Source organism: Halomonas sp. ALS9 (assembly GCF_001651035.1).
GTDB lineage: Bacteria > Pseudomonadota > Gammaproteobacteria > Pseudomonadales > Halomonadaceae > Vreelandella.
The window spans coordinates 726,976-748,642 of the sequence record NZ_LXRG01000192.1 but is presented as its reverse complement, the minus strand read 5'-3'; the positions used below and the strand labels follow the sequence as shown (position 1 = coordinate 748,642).

General features: G+C 55.1%; 21 protein-coding genes. 5 read left to right on the top strand and 16 right to left on the bottom strand.

Annotated features, from left to right (window positions below; genetic code table 11):
* Nucleotides 1–63: 63 nt before the first annotated feature.
* The 6 genes from A6R74_RS17205 to phnD form a co-directional block, all read right to left on the bottom strand.
* The gene (locus A6R74_RS17205; RefSeq protein ID WP_064235683.1) at nucleotides 64–1,923 is read right to left on the bottom strand and encodes a methyl-accepting chemotaxis protein; all 1,860 of its coding nucleotides are present in this window, start codon (nucleotides 1,921–1,923) and stop codon (nucleotides 64–66) included.
* Between the two features lie 123 nt (nucleotides 1,924–2,046).
* Nucleotides 2,047–2,475 (bottom strand): host attachment protein, encoded by a 429-nt coding sequence (locus A6R74_RS17200; RefSeq protein ID WP_064235682.1) that lies wholly within the window; start codon nucleotides 2,473–2,475, stop codon nucleotides 2,047–2,049.
* Nucleotides 2,476–2,608: 133 nt separating this feature from the next.
* Entirely contained in the window at nucleotides 2,609–3,418 is an 810-nt protein-coding gene (gene phnE, locus A6R74_RS17195; protein ID WP_064235681.1) for a phosphonate ABC transporter, permease protein PhnE, read from the bottom strand.
* A complete protein-coding gene (gene phnE / locus A6R74_RS17190; protein ID WP_064235680.1) occupies nucleotides 3,412–4,224 on the bottom strand; it encodes a phosphonate ABC transporter, permease protein PhnE in 813 nt (270 codons plus the stop codon). The genes phnE (A6R74_RS17195) and phnE (A6R74_RS17190) overlap by 7 nt, the downstream gene beginning before the upstream one ends.
* On the bottom strand, nucleotides 4,211–5,005 hold the full coding sequence (phnC, locus tag A6R74_RS17185; RefSeq protein ID WP_064235679.1) for a phosphonate ABC transporter ATP-binding protein: 795 nt from the start codon (nucleotides 5,003–5,005) through the stop codon (nucleotides 4,211–4,213). The genes phnE (A6R74_RS17190) and phnC overlap by 14 nt, the downstream gene beginning before the upstream one ends.
* A 57-nt stretch (nucleotides 5,006–5,062) precedes the next feature.
* Complete coding sequence (gene phnD, locus A6R74_RS17180) at nucleotides 5,063–6,055, bottom strand: phosphate/phosphite/phosphonate ABC transporter substrate-binding protein (RefSeq protein WP_064235678.1); 993 nt, start codon at nucleotides 6,053–6,055, stop codon at nucleotides 5,063–5,065.
* 173 nt (nucleotides 6,056–6,228) lie between these two features.
* Here phnD and A6R74_RS17175 point away from each other — a divergent pair, with 173 nt between their 5' ends.
* Both A6R74_RS17175 and A6R74_RS17170 read left to right on the top strand, forming a co-directional pair.
* Nucleotides 6,229–6,828 carry a histidine phosphatase family protein gene (locus A6R74_RS17175; RefSeq protein ID WP_064235794.1) on the top strand — a complete coding sequence of 200 codons (600 nt, stop codon included), beginning with the start codon at nucleotides 6,229–6,231 and terminating at the stop codon, nucleotides 6,826–6,828.
* 53 nt (nucleotides 6,829–6,881) lie between these two features.
* A complete protein-coding gene (locus A6R74_RS17170; protein ID WP_064235677.1) occupies nucleotides 6,882–8,345 on the top strand; it encodes a sensor domain-containing diguanylate cyclase in 1,464 nt (487 codons plus the stop codon).
* A gap of 38 nt (nucleotides 8,346–8,383) precedes the next feature.
* On the opposite strand, the gene A6R74_RS17165 is transcribed toward A6R74_RS17170, so the two are convergent.
* From A6R74_RS17165 to hemE, 7 genes are all read right to left on the bottom strand, one after another.
* Nucleotides 8,384–8,776: a RidA family protein gene (locus A6R74_RS17165; RefSeq protein WP_064235676.1), complete on the bottom strand. Its 393-nt coding sequence runs from the start codon at nucleotides 8,774–8,776 to the stop codon at nucleotides 8,384–8,386.
* 177 nt (nucleotides 8,777–8,953) lie between these two features.
* The gene (locus A6R74_RS17160; RefSeq protein ID WP_064235793.1) at nucleotides 8,954–9,682 is read right to left on the bottom strand and encodes an amino acid ABC transporter ATP-binding protein; all 729 of its coding nucleotides are present in this window, start codon (nucleotides 9,680–9,682) and stop codon (nucleotides 8,954–8,956) included.
* Between the two features lie 135 nt (nucleotides 9,683–9,817).
* On the bottom strand, nucleotides 9,818–10,918 hold the full coding sequence (locus A6R74_RS17155) for an amino acid ABC transporter permease (protein WP_064235675.1): 1,101 nt from the start codon (nucleotides 10,916–10,918) through the stop codon (nucleotides 9,818–9,820).
* 15 nt (nucleotides 10,919–10,933) lie between these two features.
* Nucleotides 10,934–12,124, bottom strand: a complete 1,191-nt coding sequence (locus A6R74_RS17150; protein WP_064235674.1) for an amino acid ABC transporter permease — start codon at nucleotides 12,122–12,124, stop codon at nucleotides 10,934–10,936.
* A 102-nt stretch (nucleotides 12,125–12,226) separates the two neighbouring features.
* Nucleotides 12,227–13,252, bottom strand: a complete 1,026-nt coding sequence (locus A6R74_RS17145) for an amino acid ABC transporter substrate-binding protein (RefSeq protein ID WP_064235673.1) — start codon at nucleotides 13,250–13,252, stop codon at nucleotides 12,227–12,229.
* 285 nt (nucleotides 13,253–13,537) lie between these two features.
* The gene (gene speE / locus A6R74_RS17140) at nucleotides 13,538–14,404 is read right to left on the bottom strand and encodes a polyamine aminopropyltransferase (RefSeq protein ID WP_064235672.1); all 867 of its coding nucleotides are present in this window, start codon (nucleotides 14,402–14,404) and stop codon (nucleotides 13,538–13,540) included.
* Nucleotides 14,404–15,516, bottom strand: coding sequence for a uroporphyrinogen decarboxylase (gene hemE / locus A6R74_RS17135; protein WP_064235671.1), 1,113 nt, complete (start codon nucleotides 15,514–15,516; stop codon nucleotides 14,404–14,406). Before hemE ends, speE begins: the two co-directional genes overlap by 1 nt.
* Nucleotides 15,517–15,778: 262 nt before the next feature.
* Between hemE and ribA the strand changes: the two genes are divergently transcribed.
* The 3 genes from ribA (at nucleotide 15,779) to cheZ (ending at nucleotide 18,102) form a co-directional block, all read left to right on the top strand.
* On the top strand, nucleotides 15,779–16,414 hold the full coding sequence (gene ribA / locus A6R74_RS17130) for a GTP cyclohydrolase II (protein ID WP_064235670.1): 636 nt from the start codon (nucleotides 15,779–15,781) through the stop codon (nucleotides 16,412–16,414).
* Nucleotides 16,415–16,459: 45 nt separating this feature from the next.
* Nucleotides 16,460–17,134: a PAQR family membrane homeostasis protein TrhA gene (gene trhA, locus A6R74_RS17125; protein WP_064235669.1), complete on the top strand. Its 675-nt coding sequence runs from the start codon at nucleotides 16,460–16,462 to the stop codon at nucleotides 17,132–17,134.
* A gap of 281 nt (nucleotides 17,135–17,415) precedes the next feature.
* Complete coding sequence (gene cheZ, locus A6R74_RS17120; protein ID WP_064235668.1) at nucleotides 17,416–18,102, top strand: protein phosphatase CheZ; 687 nt, start codon at nucleotides 17,416–17,418, stop codon at nucleotides 18,100–18,102.
* A gap of 86 nt (nucleotides 18,103–18,188) precedes the next feature.
* Here cheZ and A6R74_RS17115 read toward each other — a convergent pair whose 3' ends face one another.
* The 3 genes from A6R74_RS17115 to dxs form a co-directional block, all read right to left on the bottom strand.
* Nucleotides 18,189–18,812 carry a glutathione S-transferase family protein gene (locus A6R74_RS17115; RefSeq protein WP_064235667.1) on the bottom strand — a complete coding sequence of 208 codons (624 nt, stop codon included), beginning with the start codon at nucleotides 18,810–18,812 and terminating at the stop codon, nucleotides 18,189–18,191.
* Between the two features lie 134 nt (nucleotides 18,813–18,946).
* Nucleotides 18,947–19,711 carry a co-chaperone DjlA gene (gene djlA / locus A6R74_RS17110; RefSeq protein WP_064235666.1) on the bottom strand — a complete coding sequence of 255 codons (765 nt, stop codon included), beginning with the start codon at nucleotides 19,709–19,711 and terminating at the stop codon, nucleotides 18,947–18,949.
* Nucleotides 19,712–19,741: 30 nt separating this feature from the next.
* Complete coding sequence (dxs, locus tag A6R74_RS17105) at nucleotides 19,742–21,667, bottom strand: 1-deoxy-D-xylulose-5-phosphate synthase (RefSeq protein WP_064235665.1); 1,926 nt, start codon at nucleotides 21,665–21,667, stop codon at nucleotides 19,742–19,744.

Genomic DNA, 21,667 nt, shown 5'->3' with positions numbered 1-21,667 from the left:
GCAAGTCACTTTCCGGCGCTAAACGCAGCGACGATATTGCGCTGCCGACAATGCCTTAATCCCTTAAAACGATGGCAACGCCTTGGCCGATTTTGAGGTTAGAGGCGCAGGCGGGTGTTGAGAAAGCTTGAAGCTACTAATCGTGCCAGCCAGATGGTCGGCCTGTTCTTTTAGCTGCTCAGCGGCAGTTGTGGACTCTTCTACCATGGCCGCGTTCTCTTGAGTCATGCGATCCAGTTCGGCAACGGCGATGTTAACTTGGTTAATACCGTCGCTCTGCTCGCTGGTCGCTGCATTGATCTCCTCCAAAACATCGGTCACGCGGGTAATGTGCGCGACGATATCCTGCATGGTAGCCCCCGCATTGCGCACCAAAGTGGTGCCGTTATTCACCTTGGTTTGTGAGTCTTCGATCAGCTTTTGAATATCGTTGGCGGCTTCGCTGCTGCGTCCGGCTAGCTTGCGTACCTCGTCGGCTACCACGGCAAAACCACGGCCATGTTCGCCAGCACGGGCCGCTTCCACTGAGGCGTTAAGTGCCAGCAGGTTGGTCTGGAACGAAATGCTGTTCATTAGCGTGACGATTTCACCGATTTTACCGGAGGCGCGAGAGATGTCTTCCATCGTTGTCACTACATTTGCCACGACTTTCCCGCCTTCGTTCGCCACTTCAGAGGCGGTTTGAGAAAGTTTGTTGGCTTCCTGGGCAGAGGCAGAGGTGTGTTGAACTGTACTGGTGATTTCCTCGATCGATGCAGAAGTCTGCTGCAAGCTAGCGGCCGCGTTATCGGTGCGACGGGATAAATCCTGGCCGCCCATGGCAATTTCGTTTGCCGCATGGTGAACGGATTCACTGCTGGTGCGCACATCTACCAATACGGCTTCCATTGTGCCTACAAAGCGGTTGAAGGCCTTGGCAATTTGCGTGATTTCGTCGTTGCCCTCTTCTGGCAAACGGCGGGTTAAGTCGCCCTCTCCTGAGGCGATGTCATCCATCGCGTCACGCGCAACCAGCAAACGGCGCAGCAGCAGTGAAAGCAGTAAGCCAAATACCACCGCTGTAATCGCGGCTACAATTAGCAGCGTGACTATCGATGTGGTCGCGATGGCGCGAAGGCCCGCCGTTGCCTCCGTTTCATCAAGCGCCACCAATAGTTGCCAGTCGCTGTTGCCACCCACCGACTGGCCAAGCAGTAGCTTATTACTGCCCTGTAACGCCATGGCTTGGGGCTCCTCAGCGCTGGTGATCTGCGCTAAGCGGCTGCTATCGAGTTCACTGCTGAGCGCGGTAGAGGGTTCCAGACTAAGGCTGCTATCAGGGTGGGCTACCAGGGTGCCGTCGCCAGTGGTAAGAAAACCAAAGCTTGATGGGGTCGGTGCAATAGACGCGACGATTTTGACGACATCGTTGATATTGATATCGGCGCCCACGACAGCAACTAGCTCACCCTCTTGGTAGTAAGGGTGTACAAACGACACGACGAGTTCGTTACTAATCATATCGACGTAAGGAGCTGTAACAACGGTTGTTTCTGCATTAACCGCGTCCTGATACCAAGGGCGCTGGCGCGGGTCATAATCGCTTGGTGGCTCCCAGCCATCAGAAAAAACAGCGTTTGGGGTGTCTGGATAAGCCATATAGGAGGCCATAAACCCACCGGATGCGGTTAACTGTTGCAGCGCAGGTAGCGGATTGTCTTCTAGTGTGGCCTGTTCCAGGGCCGATAGCATGGTGACGCGAGAGGCCATCCATTCATTGAGTGCTTGCGTGTTGCCACGTACAACCGCCTCTAAATTGCGGTTAACTTGCTGACTATTATGATGTTTTACGGTGGTATAACTGGCAATGCCGTTAATGACTAGGGCGAGGGTTATCGCCACTAGTGCGGCCAATAGAATACGTACTCGGAGGGTGGATAGCATAGTCGCTCTCGACGTAGAAGTGCATGTCAGTACTCAGGGAGGTACCGTTTGTAATGTCTTCTAAACTATCGGCGAGAACGACCCTTTCTTTAGTGATGAATGAAGGTTAAGTTTCAGATATTGCTAGCGTAAATCACTGACTGCCTGTTGGATATCGGCTAGTGACGCTTTACTTAGATCTTTCGATAAAGAGTGTATTACGAGCTTCTGTGTAGGGCCATCAAGCTTATCCCGTAACAGGCCTAAAAATTTGGGTGGCGCGACCATGATTAGCTTCTCCATGCTGTTGCCTACTCGGGCGCTGTAAAGTCGCTGAGCGACCTCTTTCGCAAACAGCTCGTTTTCGTGCTTGGTAGCCGTTCCCTCTTCGCCAGCCGAGCGAGAGGTAGTGGACATCGACTCATGCACATCGCCTCGACCATCGGTGACCAAGTCACCTTCATGCAGCCGCCCTTCTGCGTGAACCAGGCTCTCCTGTTCTGCCAGCTTCAAGGCATCACGAGTAAAGATACGTGCGCGAGCGGCGTCGGCTACCACGATATAAGTTGTCATCGCTGTGCATACTCCATGTCGTTGATGGTCATTTAACCATGGCAAGCGTTTGGCGTTAGGTCAAACACTTGCCATGGCTTAAGCAACTGGTTCTAAGCAACTGGTTCTGAACAACTGGTTCTAAACAACGGGGCTACAGCACTTTGCGACGCAGTAAGCTGGTGACCGCTTCACCGATCAGCACTAGCACAATAATGGCAATCAAAATGGTCGCGACGGTAGGCCAGGCGAAGGTGTCAATTGCACCCTGTAAAATCACGCCAATCCCCCCCGCGCCCACTAACCCAAGCACGGTTGATTCGCGGATATTGATATCCCAGCGCAGGATCACAATGGCAAAAAACGCTGGCATGACTTGCGGCACAATGGCGTAGGCGACCACCTTGGCCTTGGAGGCTCCGGTGGCTTCCATCGCTTCCACCGGGTTGCGGTCAATCTCTTCAATCGCCTCACCCATCAGCTTGCCGATAAAGCCAATTGAACGAAACACAATGGCGAGAATGCCCGCTAACACGCCAGGGCCAAAAATCGCCACGAACAGCAGTGCCCAGATAATGGTATTTACCGAGCGGCTGGAGACCAGAATAAAACGCCCTAGCCACAGGCAGGCGCGGTTAGGTGTGGTGTTCTGGGCGGCAATATACGCCACCGGTAACGCCAGGAAAATCGTTAGGAAGGTCGCCAGAGTGGCAATATGCACGGTCTCAATCAGTGCGGCGATGATGCCGTTTAACCCAGCGGGGCTGGGTGGCCACATGCGCGCCCCAAGCGCCGAGATCTGGTTGGGCGCATCCCACACCCACGGCCAGAAAATATCAATATCTCGCACCGCCCATACCACCACCATCAAGGTGGCTAAAAGCACGCCATAACGGATAAGGAGCTGTTTACGGTCGTGGCGTTGCCAAACCCGGTCAGCAAGCTGCTGTGCATGATCTACCATATTTTTTTCCTTACCCAGCCGCTGACACCTTCGCTGAGCAAAATGACGGCGATGATAATGAGTAGAATCGCAAAGGCGAAATCGTAATCGTAGCGTCCAAAGGCGTTCATTAGCGTACCGCCAATGCCACCTGCACCGACAATCCCGACCACCGCCGAGGCGCGCAAATTACTGTCCAGTTGGTACATGGAAAGCCCAACTTGACGTGGCAGTATCTGCGGGAAAACGGCATAAAACAGAATGGCGATATAGCCCGCACCAGCGGCTTTCATAGCCTCTACCTGCCCCCAGTCGATCTCTTCTATCTCTTCGGCAAGCAGCTTGCCTACGAAGCCAATGGAGTAGAGCGTTAAGGTGAGAATGCCCGCTAAGGGGCCAAAGCCCACGGCGGCCACAAACAGAATCGCCACAATCACCGGGTGGAAACTGCGCGATATGATAATCACCGCCCGGCCAATAATATAAATTGGCATGGGCGCAATATTACGCGCAGCCATTACAGCAAAGGGAATCGACAGAAAGACCCCCAGTAGCGTCGCCAAAATAGCGATTTGGAAGCTCTCTTTAAAGCCCGTTAACAGTAGCTCGTAACGCTCAAGATTGGGCGGGAAGCCACCGCTAAAAATACGTGCGGCGCGGGGCAACCCTTCAGAGATACGCGCCCAGTTGAAGGGCAGTGAGCCAAAGGCCCATACCAGGTAGACCACCGCCACCAGGATCAACCCGGAGCGCAGCACTGGGTTGGCAATAAACGGCGGCTTTTTCCAAGTACGGGGTGCTGTGGAATGAGCGTCAGGCGGAGTCATGGGTGTGCTCCTCTGGCGTATCCGTAATTGCATCGTCCGGTGCGTCAATCCCCCCGTAGATGGCATCCAGTGCGTCTTTGTTGAAGTCGGCAGGCGCACCATCAAAGATCATCTTGCCGTGGCGTAGGCCCACAATGCGCTCGGTATAGGTTTTGGCCTGAGCAACGTTATGGATATTGATCAACACCGGCAGCGACAGCTCGCTGGCCAAGCTTTGCAGCAGCACCATAATCTGCTCAGAAGTGCGCGGGTCTAGCGAGGCGGTGGGCTCATCGGCGAGCAGCACTTCAGGTTCCTGCATTAGCGCGCGAACGACGCCTACTCGCTGGCGCTCGCCGCCGGAAAGCTCATCAGCACGCTTGTTAGCGTAATGCGCGATGCCCACGCGCTCCATCAGTACAAAGGCACGCTCAATATCTGCTTGGGGGTAGCGACGTGAAATCGCTTGGTAGAGATTGACGTAACCCAACCGCCCGGCTAGCACGTTCTCCATCACGGTTAAGCGATCCAGCAGGTTAAAGCCCTGGAAAACCATGCCAATTTTGCGGCGTGCGCGGCGCAATCCAGCGCCTTTAAGGTTCACCAACTCATTGCCGTTGAGTTTGATAGAGCCGGATGTGGGCTCTACCAAACGGTTAATACACCTCAGCATAGTGCTTTTGCCGGCGCCTGACGCGCCTACGATAGAAACAACGCTGTTTCCCTCTACCTTGAGGTCAAGCCCTTTCAGCACGGCTTCATCGTGGCCATAGCGTTTGACCAGATTGGTAATTTCCAGCATGTGTCCGCTTCCATCGTCGAGAAAATAACCGCACCGCCGGTGGCGATGCGTTAGGTTTTACTCTTCCAGGTTTTCTGGCGTATAGCTCACGTTATTAGCGGCTTGGATGGTGCGAATCACCTGCCAATTATCTTTGTAATTGATCGGAATAAATTTCTCGACGCCCTCAAACTCTTCACCCAGCTCGGTGCCAATAAAATCAAAGCTGAAGAAAGCTTCTTCAATTTTTTCGACTAGGTCTGGGTGCAGATTGTGCGCGTAGTTGTACGAAGTAGTGGGAAAACGGTCGGATTCGTAGATCAGACGCACGTCTTCTTCATCGTAAAGACCGCGTGCGGCCATCCGCTCTACCACTTCGGAAGCGACCGGAGCCGCATCGTAATCCTTGGCCACTACGCCCAGCATGGATTGGTCGTGGCTACCTGAGTAGACCACTTCGTAATCTTCGTCGGGGGTGATGCCAAGTTCAGGTAGCAGTGCGCGGGGCGCTAAGTTGCCCGAGTTAGAGGTGGGTGAGGTGTGGGCAACGCGCTTGCCTTTGAGATCCTCAACCTCATGAATATCAGAGTCAACGTGGGTAAACAGCTGCAGGGTGTAGCCAAACTGACCGTCATCAGAGCCCATTAACGCAAACGGCACCGCACCGGCCAGGTTTACCGCAAACGGCGTGGGGCCGGTGGAGAAACCGGCGATATGCAGCCGCCCGCTGCGCATCGCTTCTACTTGGGCAGCATTGGACTGCACCGCAAAGAAGCGCACATCCCGCTCAGTGACGTCTGATAGGTGGTCAATAAAGGGCTGCCAAATATCTGAATAGATGGCCGGATCCTCTACGGGGGTGTAAGCAAAAATCAGCGTATCAGGATTGGCCCATTCAGACTCATCGGCGGGGCGATCAGCGACGATATCGCCATTCTCATCGCAATATATAGCATCTAAAACGCCGCGCTCACATTCAGCTTGGGCGTGGGTAGAGAGCAGGGTAAGTGGTAGCAGAGATATAGCGGTAAGCATCGCAAGCGGGCGCTTGCGGAAGAGCGAAGTTGTCATGGTAAGCCTCATTTGTGCGTTATTGTTGTGTTCTTGCTATGCATCAAACTGTGTTTCCTTTGCTGCGTTTTGCCACTCGTTAAAGCGAGAAATGTTTCATAAGTGGACATTTGGCGCGAAGGATGATTATTTTCGAAAGCAGACACTTTCAATCTAGGGTTTGTGACGAACTTATGTCAAATACTTTACAGGCGCCTTACGACCATTGGCGCAACCGCTATTTACTAATCCGCCACGGCCATAGCCAAGCCAATCAGCAGGGCGTAATTGTCAGCTCGCCGGAGCGCGGTCTGGCGGACTTCGGTCTTTCCGAGTTGGGCGAGCAACAGCTTGCCCAGAGGGTTGCCGACTGGCAGTGGCCGACACCCACGCTTGTCGTGCACTCGGATTTTCTGCGCACGACGCAAACGGCTGCCCACATTGCCACTGCGTTTGGACTCACCCCAAGCGTGGAAACGCGTTTGCGAGAGCGCCATTTTGGCGAGTTTGAAGGGCAGAGTGACGATCGCTACGCCAGCATATGGGCGTTAGACGCTGAAGATGCCGATCACCAGCACCATGGGGTAGAGGCGGTGAGTTCGGTGGCGGGCCGCATGCAGGCGGTAATCGCTGAGTGGGAGCAAAAGGCCAGCGGTGAAACTATTGTGCTGGTCAGCCACGGCGACCCGCTGCAGATTCTGCTCACCTCGCTGGCGGGGAAGGCGCTGACGACCCACCGTGAGCAAACGCCGTTAGCGCCCGCGAGCATCACGCTTTATGGGCGTAGCGTGTAATCCCTCAAGGAGGCTGTGTGGTAGCCTCAAAGAAAAAGTAACGAGACACTACTATGCCTGCTCCTTTCTCGCCGGATGCGTCGAGCCTACTAAAAGCCCTCTCTATCGGCAGCAGTGCCTTGATAGATGAGCATTTTTGGAGCGATGGCGTCGATCAACTGCTGGCAGCGCTAGGGGAGGCGTCGGGTGTTAATCGGGTGTGGATATTTCAAACCATAGAGCGCAACCCAAATGGTGTCCTGCAGGATTTTGTTTTTGAGTGGGCATCTGCGTCGCACTATCGTGAGCGGACGCAAAAGCGCTTTCGCTTTTTTACCACGCTGATTGATGATGACGAGTATGAAGAAATGGTCAATCGTCGCGAGCGAGGTGACCCCCACACCTGTATTACCTCGCGGGTGGCCCCTGGTACGCTGCGCGATAATTTAGAAAGCCAGTCGATACAGTCGATGGTCACCGTGCCCATTATGGTGGATGGCCAGTGGTGGGGCACGCTGGGTTTTGACGACTGTGAACGCGAAGTTGACTGGGAGGGAGCGGGGTTACAGGCGCTGGTGATTGGCGCTGAGCTGATCGCCTCGGCTATTTATCGTCAGCAGCTTACCCGCAGGCAGCGTCAGGTTGATCTGCTGCAGCAGGTCGCCGCCTGTGGTACCTGGGAGATCAACACGCGCAGCGGTGCTACCTGGTGCTCTTCGGCGTTGCTGCTGTCGCTGGGGTATCCTGGCGATTACGCTAGGCTCCCGCTGCGTCGCTTGCTGGCTCATGCCATGCCCGCAGACCGGCTACGCGTATTTGGGTTGATACGCGAATGTCAGCAGCGCCTGCAAACCCAATGCCGTATTGATGTGCAGCTTAGGGTAGCGTCGGGTCATTGGCGCTGGCATGAACTGGTGATGGAGAGTTACTACACCGCTGATGGGTATTTGGCGCGGATCGGCGGCTTGGTCATCGACATTAGCCAACGCAAAAAAATCGAAGAGCAGGCCTGGGTGGCGGCAGAGTTTGACGCCTTGACCGGCACGCGTAATCGACGTGGGCTGGCTAATCACTTAGCGCAGCTCCAAGAATTTGATTCAGCTGCAGATTATTATTTACTGATGATTGATATTGATTACTTCAAGCATATCAATGATCGCTATGGCCACCCCGCGGGGGATTCCCTGCTGGTGGAGATGGCAAAGCGTGTACATGAACTCCTGCGCCCAGAGGATTGCTTGGCGAGGCTTGGCGGTGAAGAGTTTGCCGTTACGGCGGGTGAGTTATCCCACCAGCAGGTGGTGGAACTGGGTGAGCGTATTCGCGAACGCATAGCCCAACAGCCGTTTTATCTGACGGCGGGGGATGCACAAACACCCACCATGGTGACGCTCACTGTCAGTGTTGGCATTGCGCCCTTGGCGCTCTCCAGTGATTTAGACCAGAGTCAGGCAGTGGCCGTCGGCCAGGCTGACCAAGCCCTCTATGCCGCTAAAGAAGCGGGACGCAATCGCGTCGTAGCGTACTGGCAGCCGTGAAAAAGACGCCTGACAAGGGTTGCTTACTGCTACAAGGTTTACTGCTGAGACGGTGGAATCCAAGCAATCATATCGACTTCTACATCTGCACCGCCCGCTAAACCAGTAACCCCAATGCAGGTGCGAGTGGGTAACGGCTGCTGGAAGTAGCTGGCGTAGACCTTATTCACCTCTTCAAAGTGGCCCATATTGGTGATAAATACCCGGGACTGCACCACATATTCGAAGGCGCTGCCGACTTCTTCCAACACAATCGCCAGGTTCTGCATCACCCGATGGGTCTGTTCGGTGAAGGTGCCCAAAAGCATCTCGTTAGTTTCGGGCACCGTCGGCATTTGCCCAGTGATAAACACCAAGTCGCCTACCCGACAGGCGTGGGAAAAGGGGGCGATGGGCTGGGGCGCGCGGTCAATAAACAGCTTTTCAATCATGTGTTTATCCTTTTTTGACTGTTTTTAATACCTGTTTTTAATAACTGTTTTTAATAGCTAGTTGTAATAGCCGTTTGTAATAGCGGCTATTTTAAACGACTGCTCAACATCATGGGCCTCCAGTGAGGCCCATGATGAGGTACTTATCCACAGCTACTTTGTTGCTAGGGCTGTGTATTAATGCCCCAGGATCTGACTTAGGAACAGCTGAGTACGCTCGGATTGTGGGTTGTTGAAGAAGGGTTCAGGTGCGTTTTCTTCAATAATTTGACCCTGATCCATAAAGATGACCCGGTCAGCCACTTGTTTGGCGAAGCCCATTTCGTGGGTCACGCAGATCATGGTCATGCCCTCTTCCGCCAGCTCCACCATAACGTCGAGCACTTCTTTGATCATCTCGGGGTCGAGTGCTGAGGTGGGCTCGTCAAACAGCATCACGTCAGGGTGCATGCACAGCGAGCGGGCAATCGCCACCCGCTGCTGCTGGCCACCCGAAAGCTGCCCTGGGTATTTAGTCGCCTGTTCGGCAATGCGTACCCGCTCCAGATATTCCATCGCCAGCGCTTCGGCCTCTTTGCGGGGTTTCTTTTGTACCCACATTGGCGCGATACAGCAGTTTTCCAGCACTGATAAGTGCGGGAACAGATTAAAGTGCTGAAACACCATGCCGACACTACGGCGAATCTGCTCAATACGCTTAACGTCTTGGGTCAGCGGTACACCGCCCACCACGATTTCACCTTTTTGATGCTCTTCAAGGTGGTTAATGCAGCGAATCAGCGTTGATTTACCCGACCCCGAAGGGCCGCACACCACGATACGCTCGCCGCGCTTCACCTCAAGGTAGATATCCCGCAGTACGTGAAAATCGCCGTACCACTTGTTAACGTTGCGCATCTCGACCATTAGGTCAGAAGTACTGGTGTCAGACGTACTGGTTTCAGAGGTGTTTGTGGCTGCTTGTGTCATGTTGAAATCCTACTTAAAACGTAATGAGATGCGGCGCTCGCTCTTGAACTAGCGATTGAACTAGTACCTGAGCTAGTGCTTATGGCCGGTGTTTAGCTTGCGCTCTAAATACTGGCTGTAGCGCGACATGCTGAAACAGAAGATCCAGAACACGAACGCGGCGAATACATACCCCTCGATAGAGAAGCCCAGCCAGCGCGAGTCGGAAAGCGCCGCTTGCACAATGCCCAACAGGTCAAACAGCCCGATGATCATCACCAGGGTGGTGTCTTTAAACAGCGAGATAAACGTATTAACGATACCCGGAATCATCATTTTTAGCGCTTGCGGCATCACGATCAGCCCCATGCGCTTCCAATACGTCATCCCTAGCGCTGCGGCGGCCTCATCCTGCCCTTTAGGAATCGCCTGCAAACCACCACGAATGACCTCGGCCATATAGGCGCTTTGGAATAGCGTCAGGCCGATCAATGCACGTACCAGGCGATCAACGCTGAGTTCTGAAGGCAGGAACAGCGGTAGCATTACCGAGGCCATAAACAGAATAGTGATGAGCGGCACACCGCGCCAAAACTCGATAAAAATCACGCAGAAGGTTTTGACGATGGGCATGTTCGAGCGTCGCCCAAGGGCGAGCACGATGCCAATAGGAAGCGCACCAATCATCCCCACGCTGGCCAGTAGCAGGGTCAGCATCAAACCGCCCCAGCGGTGGGTGGAAACACGTGGTAGGTCGAAGTAGCCGCCGTGCAGCAGTACGTAGGCGATTACCGGGAAGATCAGCAGCGCAAAGAGTGCCATCCAACGCTTGAACGGCAGGCGCGGGATGACCATCCAGGCAATAATGCCGGCAAACATGGCAAACACGATGTTGGCGCGCCAATATTCGCTGCTCGGATAAAGGCCGTACATAAACTGAGAAAAGCGCGCATTGACGAATACCCAGCAGGCGCCTACTCGTGAGCAGTCTTCACGGCTATCGCCCACCCAGTCGGCATCAATAAACGCCCACTGAACCGTTGGTACCACCAGCAGGTACAGTACATACAGGCCCAACAGCGTAAAGATGCTGTTGATAGGGCCGTTGAACAGATTGCCGCGTAGCCAGGCAATCGGGCCAATGGTTCCTTTAGGAGCCGGGCGCTGAGGTATGGTTTCTTTATTGTGAATCATGGGGTCGCCTCCGGCCTAGCGTTCAACTAGCGCAACGCGAGCGTTGAACCAGTTCATGAACATGGACACCAGCAAGCTGATGATCAGATAAACCGCCATGGTCATGGCAATTACTTCGATGGCCTGACCGGTCTGGTTGAGCGTGGTACCGGCGAAAACCGAGACTAAGTCGGGGTAGCCGATGGCGGTGGCCAGTGACGAGTTTTTAATCAGATTGAGGTATTGGCTAGTGAGCGGCGGAATGATGACGCGCATGGCCTGGGGGATGACCACCAAACGTAACACTAACTTGCGCGGCAAGCTCAATGCCTGGGCGGCTTCCGTTTGGCCATGGGGAATGGCCTGGATGCCCGAGCGCACAATCTCAGCAATAAACGATGCGGTATAGATAGACAGCGCCAGCCACAGGGCCAAAAATTCGGGGATGATGGTGATACCACCGCCGAAGTTAAAGCCGCGCAGTACCGGCATCTCCCAGGTGACCGGGACACCGGTGGCCACCAATACCAGCAATGGCAGGCCAAAAATAATCACCAGCGACATCCAGAAGACCGGCAGGCGCTTCCCGGTGGCTTCATGGCGGCGCTTGTTCCAAATGACCAACGCAATGCTGGCAATGATTGCCACCACAAAGGTAGCGGGGATCAGCCCAAATCCAGACTCAAACAGCGGTTGGGGCAGGTACAGCCCACGCACGTTCAGGAAAATGGCTTCGCCAAACGCCATACTTTCCCTGGCGCTGGGTAGCGTCCGCAGCACAGCGAAGTACCAGAAGAAAATTTGCAGCAGCAGCGGGATATTGCGAAACGTTTCGATATACGCGTTGGCCAGTTTAGAGATCAGCCAATTAGGCGATAGCCGCGCAATACCGACGATAAAACCAATAATCGAGGCCGCTAACACGCCTAGTCCGCCCACTAACAGCGTGTTGAGCAAGCCGATAATGAAGGTGCGGCCGTAGGTGCTTTGGGATGAGTACTCGATTAAGGTTTGACCAATACCAAAGCCGGCTGTGTTGCCCAGGAAGCCAAAGCCTGTCGTGATGCCGCGAGCATTCAGGTTGGCTTGGGTATTGCCGATAATATAGATCAGGAAAGCCGCAACAACCGCGACTAAAATGAGCTGAAAAATAAGTGCGCGCTTAGCGCGGTCTCGCCAAAACGGCGGCTTTTGGCCGGCGGGGCGAGCGTTAGGTCTTACAGACATGGGTGGCGTCTCCGCGATACGGAAGGTCAATCAGATGGCCCGCCTATTCCCTTTTAACAGAAACCTGTGAAGAGGGCGGCGGGCCAGGGTCAAGCGAGACGCTTAGCGAATCGGGGGAGCGTACTGGAAGCCGCCGTCGTTCCACAGGGCATTTACACCGCGCTCAATTTCCAGCGGAGAGTCCATACCCACGTTACGTTCGAAGCTTTCAGCGTAGTTACCGACTTGGCTAATGATGTTGTAAGCCCAGTCCGCTTCAAGACCCATGCCCTCGCCATAGTTGCCGTCTTGACCAAGCAAGCGAGCTACATCGGGGTTTTCAGAGCTGAGCATCTCTTCAGCGTTTCCGCTGGTCACGCCGTACTCTTCTGCGTTAATCATCGCAAACAGCGACCATTTCACTATGTTGAACCAAGTGTCGTCACCCTGACGAACCACAGGGCCCAGCGGCTCTTTGGAAATAACGTCAGACAGGATCATTGACGCTTCAGGGTCATCAAGCTGGATACGCAGTGCAGCTAGCTGAGAAGTATCAGATGTCAGCACGTCACAGCGGCCAGCTTGATAACCACCCACAGTTTGCTCAGAGGTATCAAATACGATTGGGTTGAATTCCATGTCGTTAGCACGGAAGTAGTCAGCCAGGTTCAGCTCTGTAGTGGTACCTGATTGAATACAGATGGAGGCACCGTCGAGCTCATCGGCACCGGTAATGCCCAAATCGCGAGAGACCATGAAGCCTTGGCCGTCGTAAAAGTTAACGCCGGTGAAGTTCAGACCCAGGGTAGTGTCGCGGGTGGTCGTCCAGGTTGTGTTGCGTGACAGAACATCAACTTCGCCAGACTGCAGGGCGGTGAAGCGCTCAACGGCGTTAAGGGAAATGTAGTTAACGGCTTCTGCATCGCCGAGTACCGCTGCCGCTACTGCGCGGCAAACATCAACGTCCAGGCCCTGCCAATTGCCGTCGTCATCGGGTGCGGAGAAGCCCGGCAAACCATCGCTCACACCACACTGAACGGCGCCACGCTCAATCGTATCTTCCAAGGTATCGGCTTGAGCAGTCGCCATTCCCGCTAGGCTAAGTGAGCCAGCGGACGCTAGCAGCGCTAGGTGTTTTTTATTGAACATTTAGTTTCCCTCGAAGTTATTGAAAATCAGCTATTGAAGATCAGCTATTGAAATCAGTCGCTGAAATCAGTAATTGGTATCGCTATGCATGCCGTAGCATGTAACTAAACCTAGCAAGGAAGATGCCAACAAGGGTACAGGCGTTAATTCAGCGCTTTTCAACGCTACTCAACGAATTCAAGACGAAGGTCTAGGTGCAAAAAAGTTACCGCTCAACTCGCTTTGCACCTTTATAGGGCAAGCTGAGGTGAGCGGTAACAGAAAGGCGGGCAATCGGAGTGCGGTTTATTCGCTTGCGAATGCCCTGCGCATAAACGGCGGTAGGGCGAGCGCGCCACGATGGGCTTCAACGCTGTAGTACTCAAGGGGCAGGTCGTGGCTGGCGGCCGCCTGCTCGCGGAACGTATTCACATCGGTGGCTTTACCCGCCAATGTCACGCTCCACCAGCCTGAGGGGTAAACAGGCTGCGGGAAAGGCAGCGTGGCAACGCTGTTAAAACCCGCTTCAAGCATATCGTGGCGTAATTCACGAATGATCGAACCCGTGTGGTAAAGCGGTGATTCGCTCTGCTGCACCATCACGCCGCCGCTTTTCAAAATACGATGGCAGCGCTTTAAAAAGTCGGTTTTAAACAGCCCTTCAGCAGGCCCAACCGGGTCGGTGGAGTCGATAATCAGTACATCAATGCTCTCATCAGGTGCATCGTCGACCCACTTGACGCCATCAGCGAACAGCAACTCGGCGCGCGGGTCGTTATTTGCTTCTACCAACGACGGGAAAAAGCGTTCAGACGCTTTGGTAACTTCTTCATCGATATCAATTTGGGTAACTTTCTCTACGCCTGGGTGGCGGAGCACTTCTTTTAGCGTGCCGCAGTCGCCGCCACCGATAATCACCACTCGCTTGGGATCCTGGTGGGTAAACAGTGCCGGATGAGCGATCATCTCGTGATAAAGAAAGTTATCGCGATCGGTCAGCATCACGCAGCCATCCAGCACCATCAGGTTGCCGTAGGTCTCGGTGGCGTAAACCTCCAGGTGCTGGTACTCGCTCTGCACATCCAGCAGCTTTGCAGAGATTTTTAGTGAGAAAGCGCTACCGTGGCTATCGAAGACTTCGGTAAACCACTGGTCGTCGCGTAAATCGCTCATCAATTGGCTCCTGAATGCTGTGCATTTGTGTGCGTCGGAATATCGCGGTGATATTGGGGACTTAGCTCGTGCAGCGCCTCCATAAAGGCGGTGACGTTATCGGGGTTGGTAAACTGGCTGATGCCGTGGCCCAGGTTAAACACATGGCCAGGGCCGTGGCCGTAGCTTTCCAGCACGCGAGCCACTTCAGCACGGATAGCTGAGGGGCGGGCAAACAGCACGTTGGGATCCAAGTTGCCCTGTAGCGCTACCTTGTGGCCAACGCGAGCGCGCGCATCGGAAAGCTCGGTAGACCAGTCGATACCTAGCGCATCGGCACCGGCACAGGCGATATGCTCAAGCCACTGGCCGCCGTTTTTGGTGAACAAAATCACCGGTACGCGGCGTCCCTCGTGCTCGCGAATCAGTCCGGAAACGATTTGCTCCATGTAGCGCAGCGAAAATTCCAGGTACGCGGGTGTAGACAGCGCGCCGCCCCAGGTATCAAAAATCTGCACTGCCTGGGCGCCCGCTCGGATCTGCGCGTTCAGGTAGTCAGTCACCGCGTGGGCCAGGGTATCCAGCAACTGGTGCATGGTATCCGGCGTATCGTAGAGCATGGTTTTCAGATGGCGGAAGTCTTTGCTGGAACCACCCTCGACCATATACGTCGCCAATGTCCAGGGGCTGCCGGAGAAACCGATCAGCGGCATACGGCCATTCAGCTCGCGGCGAATGGTCGACACTGCGCGCATCACGTAATCCAGGTCGCGCTCGGCGTCGGGTACGCTTAGCGCGGCGACTTCTTCCGGGGTGCGCACGGTTTTGCGAAATTTAGGGCCTTCGCCGGTTTCAAAATAGAGCCCCAGGCCCATGGCATCCGGAATGGTCAAAATATCTGAAAACAGGATAGCCGCATCCAGCGGGTAACGCTCCAAGGGCTGCAGGGTGACTTCGCAGGCCAGATCATGGTTGCGGCACAGATCCATAAAGCTGCCCGCATCGGCCCGACTGGCGCAGTATTCCGGCAGGTAGCGGCCCGCCTGGCGCATCATCCACACCGGGGTGCGGTCGACGGGCTGACGCGCTAGCGCGCGAAGGAATCGATCATTTTGCAAAGGTGTAGGGGTCATAGACACTTGCTCTTAAGAAATTTGCCCGCATCGTACTTGAAGCCGTATCGGGGAACGTATGAACGCAATTGTACTTGAAGATAGCCATTAGAGCGGCGTACTCGATGGCAAAAATCGTCGCACCCAGTCAATTTTTCTCGCCTAATTAGCCGATTTTAGCTTCTTCGCCAGCGTGAGGCGTGCGCCGCTTCCTGTTAGAATACTGGCCCACTTTGCCAACACTGGTGTGGTTAACTGGTTTGGTCAATCAGCGAGGTAACCTGTGACCATTCGCTTCATTGCCGCTTCCCGGCTGCCCACGCCCTGGGCAACATTTACTATGCATGGCTTCGAAGATGAGGCCACTGGCAAGGATCATATCGCCCTAACTCTGGGTGATGTGACCGGCGACGAGCCGGTATTGGGGCGGGTACATTCCGAGTGTTTGACGGGCGATGCGCTGTTTTCCATGCGCTGCGACTGCGGCTACCAATTGCAGGAAGCGCTTAAACGCATCGCTGAAGAGGGCCGCGGCGTACTGTTTTATCTGCGCCAGGAAGGGCGCGGAATTGGCCTGTTAAACAAAATTCGCGCTTATCATCTGCAGGATCAAGGCGCCGATACGGTTGAGGCCAACGAACAGCTTGGTTTTGGCGCCGATATGCGCCGCTACGACCTGTGCGTGCCAATGCTCAACCACCTGGGCATTACGTCGTTAAGATTAATGACCAACAACCCGCGCAAAGTAGACGCGCTCACCCGCGATGGGGTGAACGTGGTGGAACGCCTGCCGATCACCACCGGCTTGAATCCCCATAACGAGCAGTACCTCTCTACTAAAGCGGGTAAGCTCGGTCACATGATGGCGTTGGATGATTTCACCCATGCCAGCGATGTGGATATTGAGCGTAAGGGGTGATAGAAGGAGTGCTATTAAAGAGGAGTTCGTTAGGAGCGCTCTAGAATGAAAACCGTATGTGAAGAGCAGGGCGAATTCAGTATCGTTGAAGAGTGGCTGCACAGTATCACCCACGGTATCGGTGCCGTGCTTAGCCTGGTGGGGATGGCGGTGCTGCTGGTGGCCGCGAGCTTCGCTGCCCATGTTGACCCGTGGAAAATTGTCAGCCTGAGCCTCTACGGCACCACGCTGGTTCTGCTGTATACCGCTTCGACTCTTTACCACGGCATCCCTCATCGGCGCTGGAAGCAGCGCTTTCAGCTACTGGATCACTGCGCGATTTATCTACTCATCGCCGGTACTTACACACCCTTTTTGCTCGTCAATATGCGCGGCACTACGGGCTGGGTCTTGTTTGCCGCCGTATGGTCGTTGGCGCTCCTGGGCATTGCCTGCATACTGCTATGGCCTCAGCGCTTTTCGGTATTACGCGTAGCGATTTATTTACTCATGGGCTGGATGATCGTGCTGGCGTCAGGCGAGCTGGCCGCCAGCTTATCGAAAACCGGTATCGTCCTGCTGGCTGCAGGAGGAATTACCTATACGCTAGGGGTTATCTTCTACGCCGTGCGCGCTATTCCCTACAACCACGCGATCTGGCACCTATTTGTGATTGGCGGCAGTGTCTGTCACTACTTTGCCGTTTATAGCGCCGTTCTTCCGCACGCTTCGGCTGCTTAACGGTTAATAGCTTGTTTTCGAGCCATTACCTACTTGAACCCGCGTGACAATTAGACAGCTTTTAGGGTATGAAAATACCTGTAACTCGCAGAATCTTTCTATTAACTAAGCGTTAAACTTAAGTTTTAGGATGTTAAGCCGAAAGTAGTATTGGGGTTTGCTGCTGACCTGGATGTTATGTAGCGTCGAACGGCCTTAAAAACCACAGCGGGTTCGTATAGTGATGTCTATCACCACACCCAAAACGACATTCAATAAGATTTTCCAACAAGAGGATTGTCATGAGCACTGTTAACAACGCCCACGACACGACCATGCCGTCGGTACTGGGCAAAAAAGACAGTACTGATGAGATGGTGCATCGCATTGGCCACTTAACGCGCCTGCTGCGGGACAGCATGAAAGAGCTGGGCTTAGATCAGCAGATTACCCAGGCGGCGCAAGCGATACCGGATGCCAATGACCGGCTCAACTACGTTGCCTCAATGACGGAGCAGGCCGCAGAAAGGGCATTGAACGCCGTTGAGCGGGCGCAGCCAGTGCAAGATAGTCTTGAAGAAGAGGGCGCGGCGCTTAATAAGCGCTGGCAGGCAGCGGCAGCCAAACTCGCCGCGGTAGAGGGTGACCCTCAGCTTGTCGAGGATACCCAGCGCTTTTTGAGCGATAAGCTGCCCGCCGCAACGGGGGCGACGCAAAAAGAGCTGCTTGAAATCATGATGGCCCAGGACTTCCAGGATCTCACCGGCCAAGTGATTAAGAAAATGATCGAAGTCATCAAGCTCATCGAAGAGCAGCTTGTTCAGGTGTTAGTCGATAATGTGCCCAACGTTACCGATGGCGTTAAGCTTGAAGATGATCGCGATGAACATGCCAAACTGCGTAATGGGCCACAGGTGGGTAAAGACAAAACAGATGTGGCAACAGGGCAGGATCAAGTAGACGACCTGCTTGATGAGCTTGGTTTTTAGCGGACGACTAGCCTGGAGCACACACAACCGTTGCCGCGTACTGAGACAGCAACGGTCTTGAAGCGTTTTGATGCCGTTGGTTCTGATTAGCCCTTCGCTGCCGCCTGCTCTTTTTCCATTGCCCTTGTCATCGCGGCGCGCTGAATATGGCGTTCGCGATAAGCCATCAGCGGTTCGGGTAAGCGGTGCTTCATGCTGATTGCCCAAGACAAGGTATGGGTTAAAAACAGATCCGCGAGGGTAAAGGTATTACCCACCAGGTTTTCTTGCCCGTTATAGCGGCGCTCTAGTGCGCTTAGCGCACGCTGAAACTCCCAAGCGCAGGTCGGCAAAATAGCGGGAACCCGCCTATCTGTGGGCAGGGCAAATTTATGTTTGGCCTGATTCCATAATGGCTGCTCAATTTCCGTGACAATAAAGCTGAGCCACTGGTCGACCTGAGCGCGGGCGGCGGGATCGCTGGGTAGTAACGAGCCATCACCGTACGTCTCGGCTAAGTAGCGGCAAATCGGTGCCGACTCAAATAGCGTTAGCTCTCCATCCTCAATCACCGGTACCTTGCCGTCCGGGTGGCGCGCCAAATGCTCGGCTGTTTGCCCCTCGCCTTTATCCAACGCCACGTGCTGGCACTGATACTCAAGGCCTAACTCTTCAAGCGTCCACGCTGCGCGTAGCGAGCGGGATTGGGGGAAAGTGTATAGCGTGATCATGGCGTGTTCCCTGCTGACAGTAACAATGGAAACTTCAATCTAGCGGGCGTTAGTGACACTGTCGATTCTATATACTGCGTTTTTGAGCTGACTTGTTAAGCATTGTTCTTAAGCACCGCTCTTAAGCACCGCTCTTAAGTGCTCTCCCTCGCCGCACGAATGCGTTCGTAGGCGTTGCCGATTTCGCTGGTGCGCGCTTGGGCGACGTCACGCATGCTTTCGGGCAGGCCTTTGCCAGCCAGTTTGTCCGGGTGGTTTTGGCTCATCAGGCGGCGGTAGGCTTTTTTGATCTCGCTGTCGCTGGCATCTTCAGAAACCCCTAGCACGCGGTAAGCGTCTTTAAGCGCTTCTTCGCTAGCGCCCTGGGAGTTGGCGGCGGCGCCGTGCAGCATCGCTTCGATCTGCTGCACTTCGGCGTCGCTGCAGCCTACGCCGCGGGCAACGCGCAGAATCATCTCGTGCTCGGCGGGGTGCAGCACGCCATCAGCCGCGATAGCCGAGAGTTGCACCTGGATAAATACCTGACGCAGAACCGGCTGGCGCTGGGTAAGGCGGTTAACGCTGGCCAGCTCGGCGTCCAGATTAAAGTCATCGGCGCGGCCACGCTCGAAGGCGGCGCGCGCCTTGGCACGCTGTTCGCCCTGTAAGTGCATTTGATCAAACAATTTTTCGGCGACGTCCAGCTCGCCTTCGGTGACTTTGCCGTCGGCTTGGCACAGGCAACCCATCACCGAGAAGATCGATTCCAGAAAACCTTCCTGGATGCGCATCCGGGCGATATTTAGGCGATGGCTAAGGCGTTTGCCTAGCCACCAGCCCAGGCCGCCGCCAATCAACAGGCCCACCGGGCCGCCGAATGCAAGGCCAATCAAGGCGAAAATAATAATTAGAAATAGCATATTGGTCTCAAATAATTTAAAAATAATGGCTTATGGCAGTCGAGCGCGAATAGCTTGCTCAATGCCTGTGCTATCCAGGAGGCAGTCGGCAAGCAGCTGCGCAGGCGTGCCGTGCTCTACAAAGGCGTCCGGTAGGCCGAGGTTGAGCACTTCTACCTGAACGCCTTCGGCGAGGAGCAGCTCATTGACGGCGCTGCCCGCGCCACCGGCAATCACGTTTTCTTCCAGTGTCACCAATAGCTCGTGCTCGTCGGCGGCGTGCAGCACCGCATCGCGATCCAGCGGTTTGATGGAGCGCATATTGATATGGGTGGCGTTCAACTTTTCGGCGACTTCCGCAGCGGGGCTGTTGAGGCTGCCAAAGGCAAGTAGCGCGATACGCACGCCGTCGTTGGCGGCATGGCGACGCACTTCCGCTTTGCCAATGGCGAGTGGCTCAAGATGCGCGGGAATTTCCGCACCAGGGCCGGTGCCACGGGGGTAGCGCACCGCGGCAGGGCCAGGGTGGTGATAGGCGGCACTGAGCATGGCGCGGCACTCGGCTTCATCCGCCGGGGCCAGAATCACCATGCCGGGCACACAGCGCAGAAAGGAGAGATCCATGCTGCCGTGATGCGTGGGGCCGTCTTCGCCCACCAAGCCCGCGCGGTCAATCGCAAAAGTGACGTCCAGGTTTTGTACCGCGACGTCATGAATCAACTGATCGTAACCGCGCTGCAAAAAGGTGGAATAAATCGCCACCACCGGCTTCATGCCTTCGCAGGCCATACCCGCCGCAAGCGTTACCGCATGCTGCTCGGCAATCGCCACATCGAAATAGCGCTGAGGGTACTCTTTAGAGAAGCGAATTAGGTCGGAGCCTTCGCGCATGGCGGGGGTAATACCCATCAGGCGCGGGTCGCTTGCCGCCATATCGCACAGCCAGTCGCCGAACACATTGCAGTATTTTTTCTTCGCTGGTGACGCGTTAGCCGTCGGTTTCTTGACCGTCGTCGCGTTGGCTAACGTGTCGGGTTTTTCCAACTTGGTAATAGCGTGGTAGCCAATCTGATCCGCCTCGGCGGGCAGGAAGCCTTTGCCTTTCACCGTTTTGATGTGCAGAAACTGTGGGCCGTCGAGGTCGCGCAGGTTTTCCAGCGTATGGGTTAATGCGTCCAGATCGTGACCATCGATGGGACCAACGTAGTTAAAGCCCATCTCTTCAAACAGCGTGGCGGGGCTGACCATGCCTTTCATATGCTCTTCAGTGCGCCGGGCAAGTTCCAGTGCACCGGGCAGGTGGGAAAGCACTTTTTTGCTCTCTTCGCGTATTTTCAGGTAGGGCTTGCTGGAGAGCACCCGGGCAAGGTAGGTCGCCATGCCGCCGACGTTCTCGGAAATCGACATCTCGTTGTCGTTGAGCACTACCAGCAGGTTGGCATCCACATGGCCCGCATGGGCCAGAGCTTCGAAGGCCATGCCCGCGGTAAGCGCACCGTCGCCGATAATCGCACATACGTGGCGCTTTTCGCCCTGTGCCTTCGCTGCCAGTGCCATGCCCAGCGCCGCTGAAATCGATGTGCTGGAGTGGCCCACACCGAAAGTGTCGTACTCGGACTCGGCGCGGCGAGGAAACGCCGCCAAGCCGCCGTGCTGGCGAATGCTTAGCATCGTCTCGCGGCGGCCGGTGAGGATTTTATGCGGATAAGCCTGGTGGCCAACGTCCCATACTAAACGGTCGTGGGGCGTATTAAAGGCATGGTGCAGGGCAACGCTCAACTCGACCACGCCGAGCCCGGCGCCAAAGTGACCGCCGGAAACACCCACGCTATAGAGCAGGTAGGCGCGTAGCTCGTCGGCCAGTTGGGCGAGCTGGGAGGCGTTCATGGCCCGCAGCGCGGCGGGGTGGTCAAAGGAGTCGAGCAGCGGCGTCGTGGGGCGCTCGCGGGGGATTTCGTCGAACAGCTTCATGGGCAT

Bases quoted from the DNA above. Each gene is read 5' to 3' on its own strand.
- A6R74_RS17205 (WP_064235683.1), bottom strand. From the start codon at position 1,923: ATGCTATCCACCCTCCGAGTACGTATTCTATTGGCCGCACTAGTGGCG.
- A6R74_RS17200 (WP_064235682.1), bottom strand. From the start codon at position 2,475: ATGACAACTTATATCGTGGTAGCCGACGCCGCTCGCGCACGTATCTTT.
- phnE (WP_064235681.1), bottom strand. From the start codon at position 3,418: ATGGTAGATCATGCACAGCAGCTTGCTGACCGGGTTTGGCAACGCCAC.
- phnE (WP_064235680.1), bottom strand. From the start codon at position 4,224: ATGACTCCGCCTGACGCTCATTCCACAGCACCCCGTACTTGGAAAAAG.
- phnC (WP_064235679.1), bottom strand. From the start codon at position 5,005: ATGCTGGAAATTACCAATCTGGTCAAACGCTATGGCCACGATGAAGCC.
- phnD (WP_064235678.1), bottom strand. From the start codon at position 6,055: ATGACAACTTCGCTCTTCCGCAAGCGCCCGCTTGCGATGCTTACCGCT.
- A6R74_RS17175 (WP_064235794.1), top strand. From the start codon at position 6,229: ATGTCAAATACTTTACAGGCGCCTTACGACCATTGGCGCAACCGCTAT.
- A6R74_RS17170 (WP_064235677.1), top strand. From the start codon at position 6,882: ATGCCTGCTCCTTTCTCGCCGGATGCGTCGAGCCTACTAAAAGCCCTC.
- A6R74_RS17165 (WP_064235676.1), bottom strand. From the start codon at position 8,776: ATGATTGAAAAGCTGTTTATTGACCGCGCGCCCCAGCCCATCGCCCCC.
- A6R74_RS17160 (WP_064235793.1), bottom strand. From the start codon at position 9,682: ATGGTCGAGATGCGCAACGTTAACAAGTGGTACGGCGATTTTCACGTA.
- A6R74_RS17155 (WP_064235675.1), bottom strand. From the start codon at position 10,918: ATGATTCACAATAAAGAAACCATACCTCAGCGCCCGGCTCCTAAAGGA.
- A6R74_RS17150 (WP_064235674.1), bottom strand. From the start codon at position 12,124: ATGTCTGTAAGACCTAACGCTCGCCCCGCCGGCCAAAAGCCGCCGTTT.
- A6R74_RS17145 (WP_064235673.1), bottom strand. From the start codon at position 13,252: ATGTTCAATAAAAAACACCTAGCGCTGCTAGCGTCCGCTGGCTCACTT.
- speE (WP_064235672.1), bottom strand. From the start codon at position 14,404: ATGAGCGATTTACGCGACGACCAGTGGTTTACCGAAGTCTTCGATAGC.
- hemE (WP_064235671.1), bottom strand. From the start codon at position 15,516: ATGACCCCTACACCTTTGCAAAATGATCGATTCCTTCGCGCGCTAGCG.
- trhA (WP_064235669.1), top strand. From the start codon at position 16,460: ATGAAAACCGTATGTGAAGAGCAGGGCGAATTCAGTATCGTTGAAGAG.
- cheZ (WP_064235668.1), top strand. From the start codon at position 17,416: ATGAGCACTGTTAACAACGCCCACGACACGACCATGCCGTCGGTACTG.
- A6R74_RS17115 (WP_064235667.1), bottom strand. From the start codon at position 18,812: ATGATCACGCTATACACTTTCCCCCAATCCCGCTCGCTACGCGCAGCG.
- djlA (WP_064235666.1), bottom strand. From the start codon at position 19,711: ATGCTATTTCTAATTATTATTTTCGCCTTGATTGGCCTTGCATTCGGC.
- dxs (WP_064235665.1), bottom strand. From the start codon at position 21,667: ATGCCCATGAAGCTGTTCGACGAAATCCCCCGCGAGCGCCCCACGACG.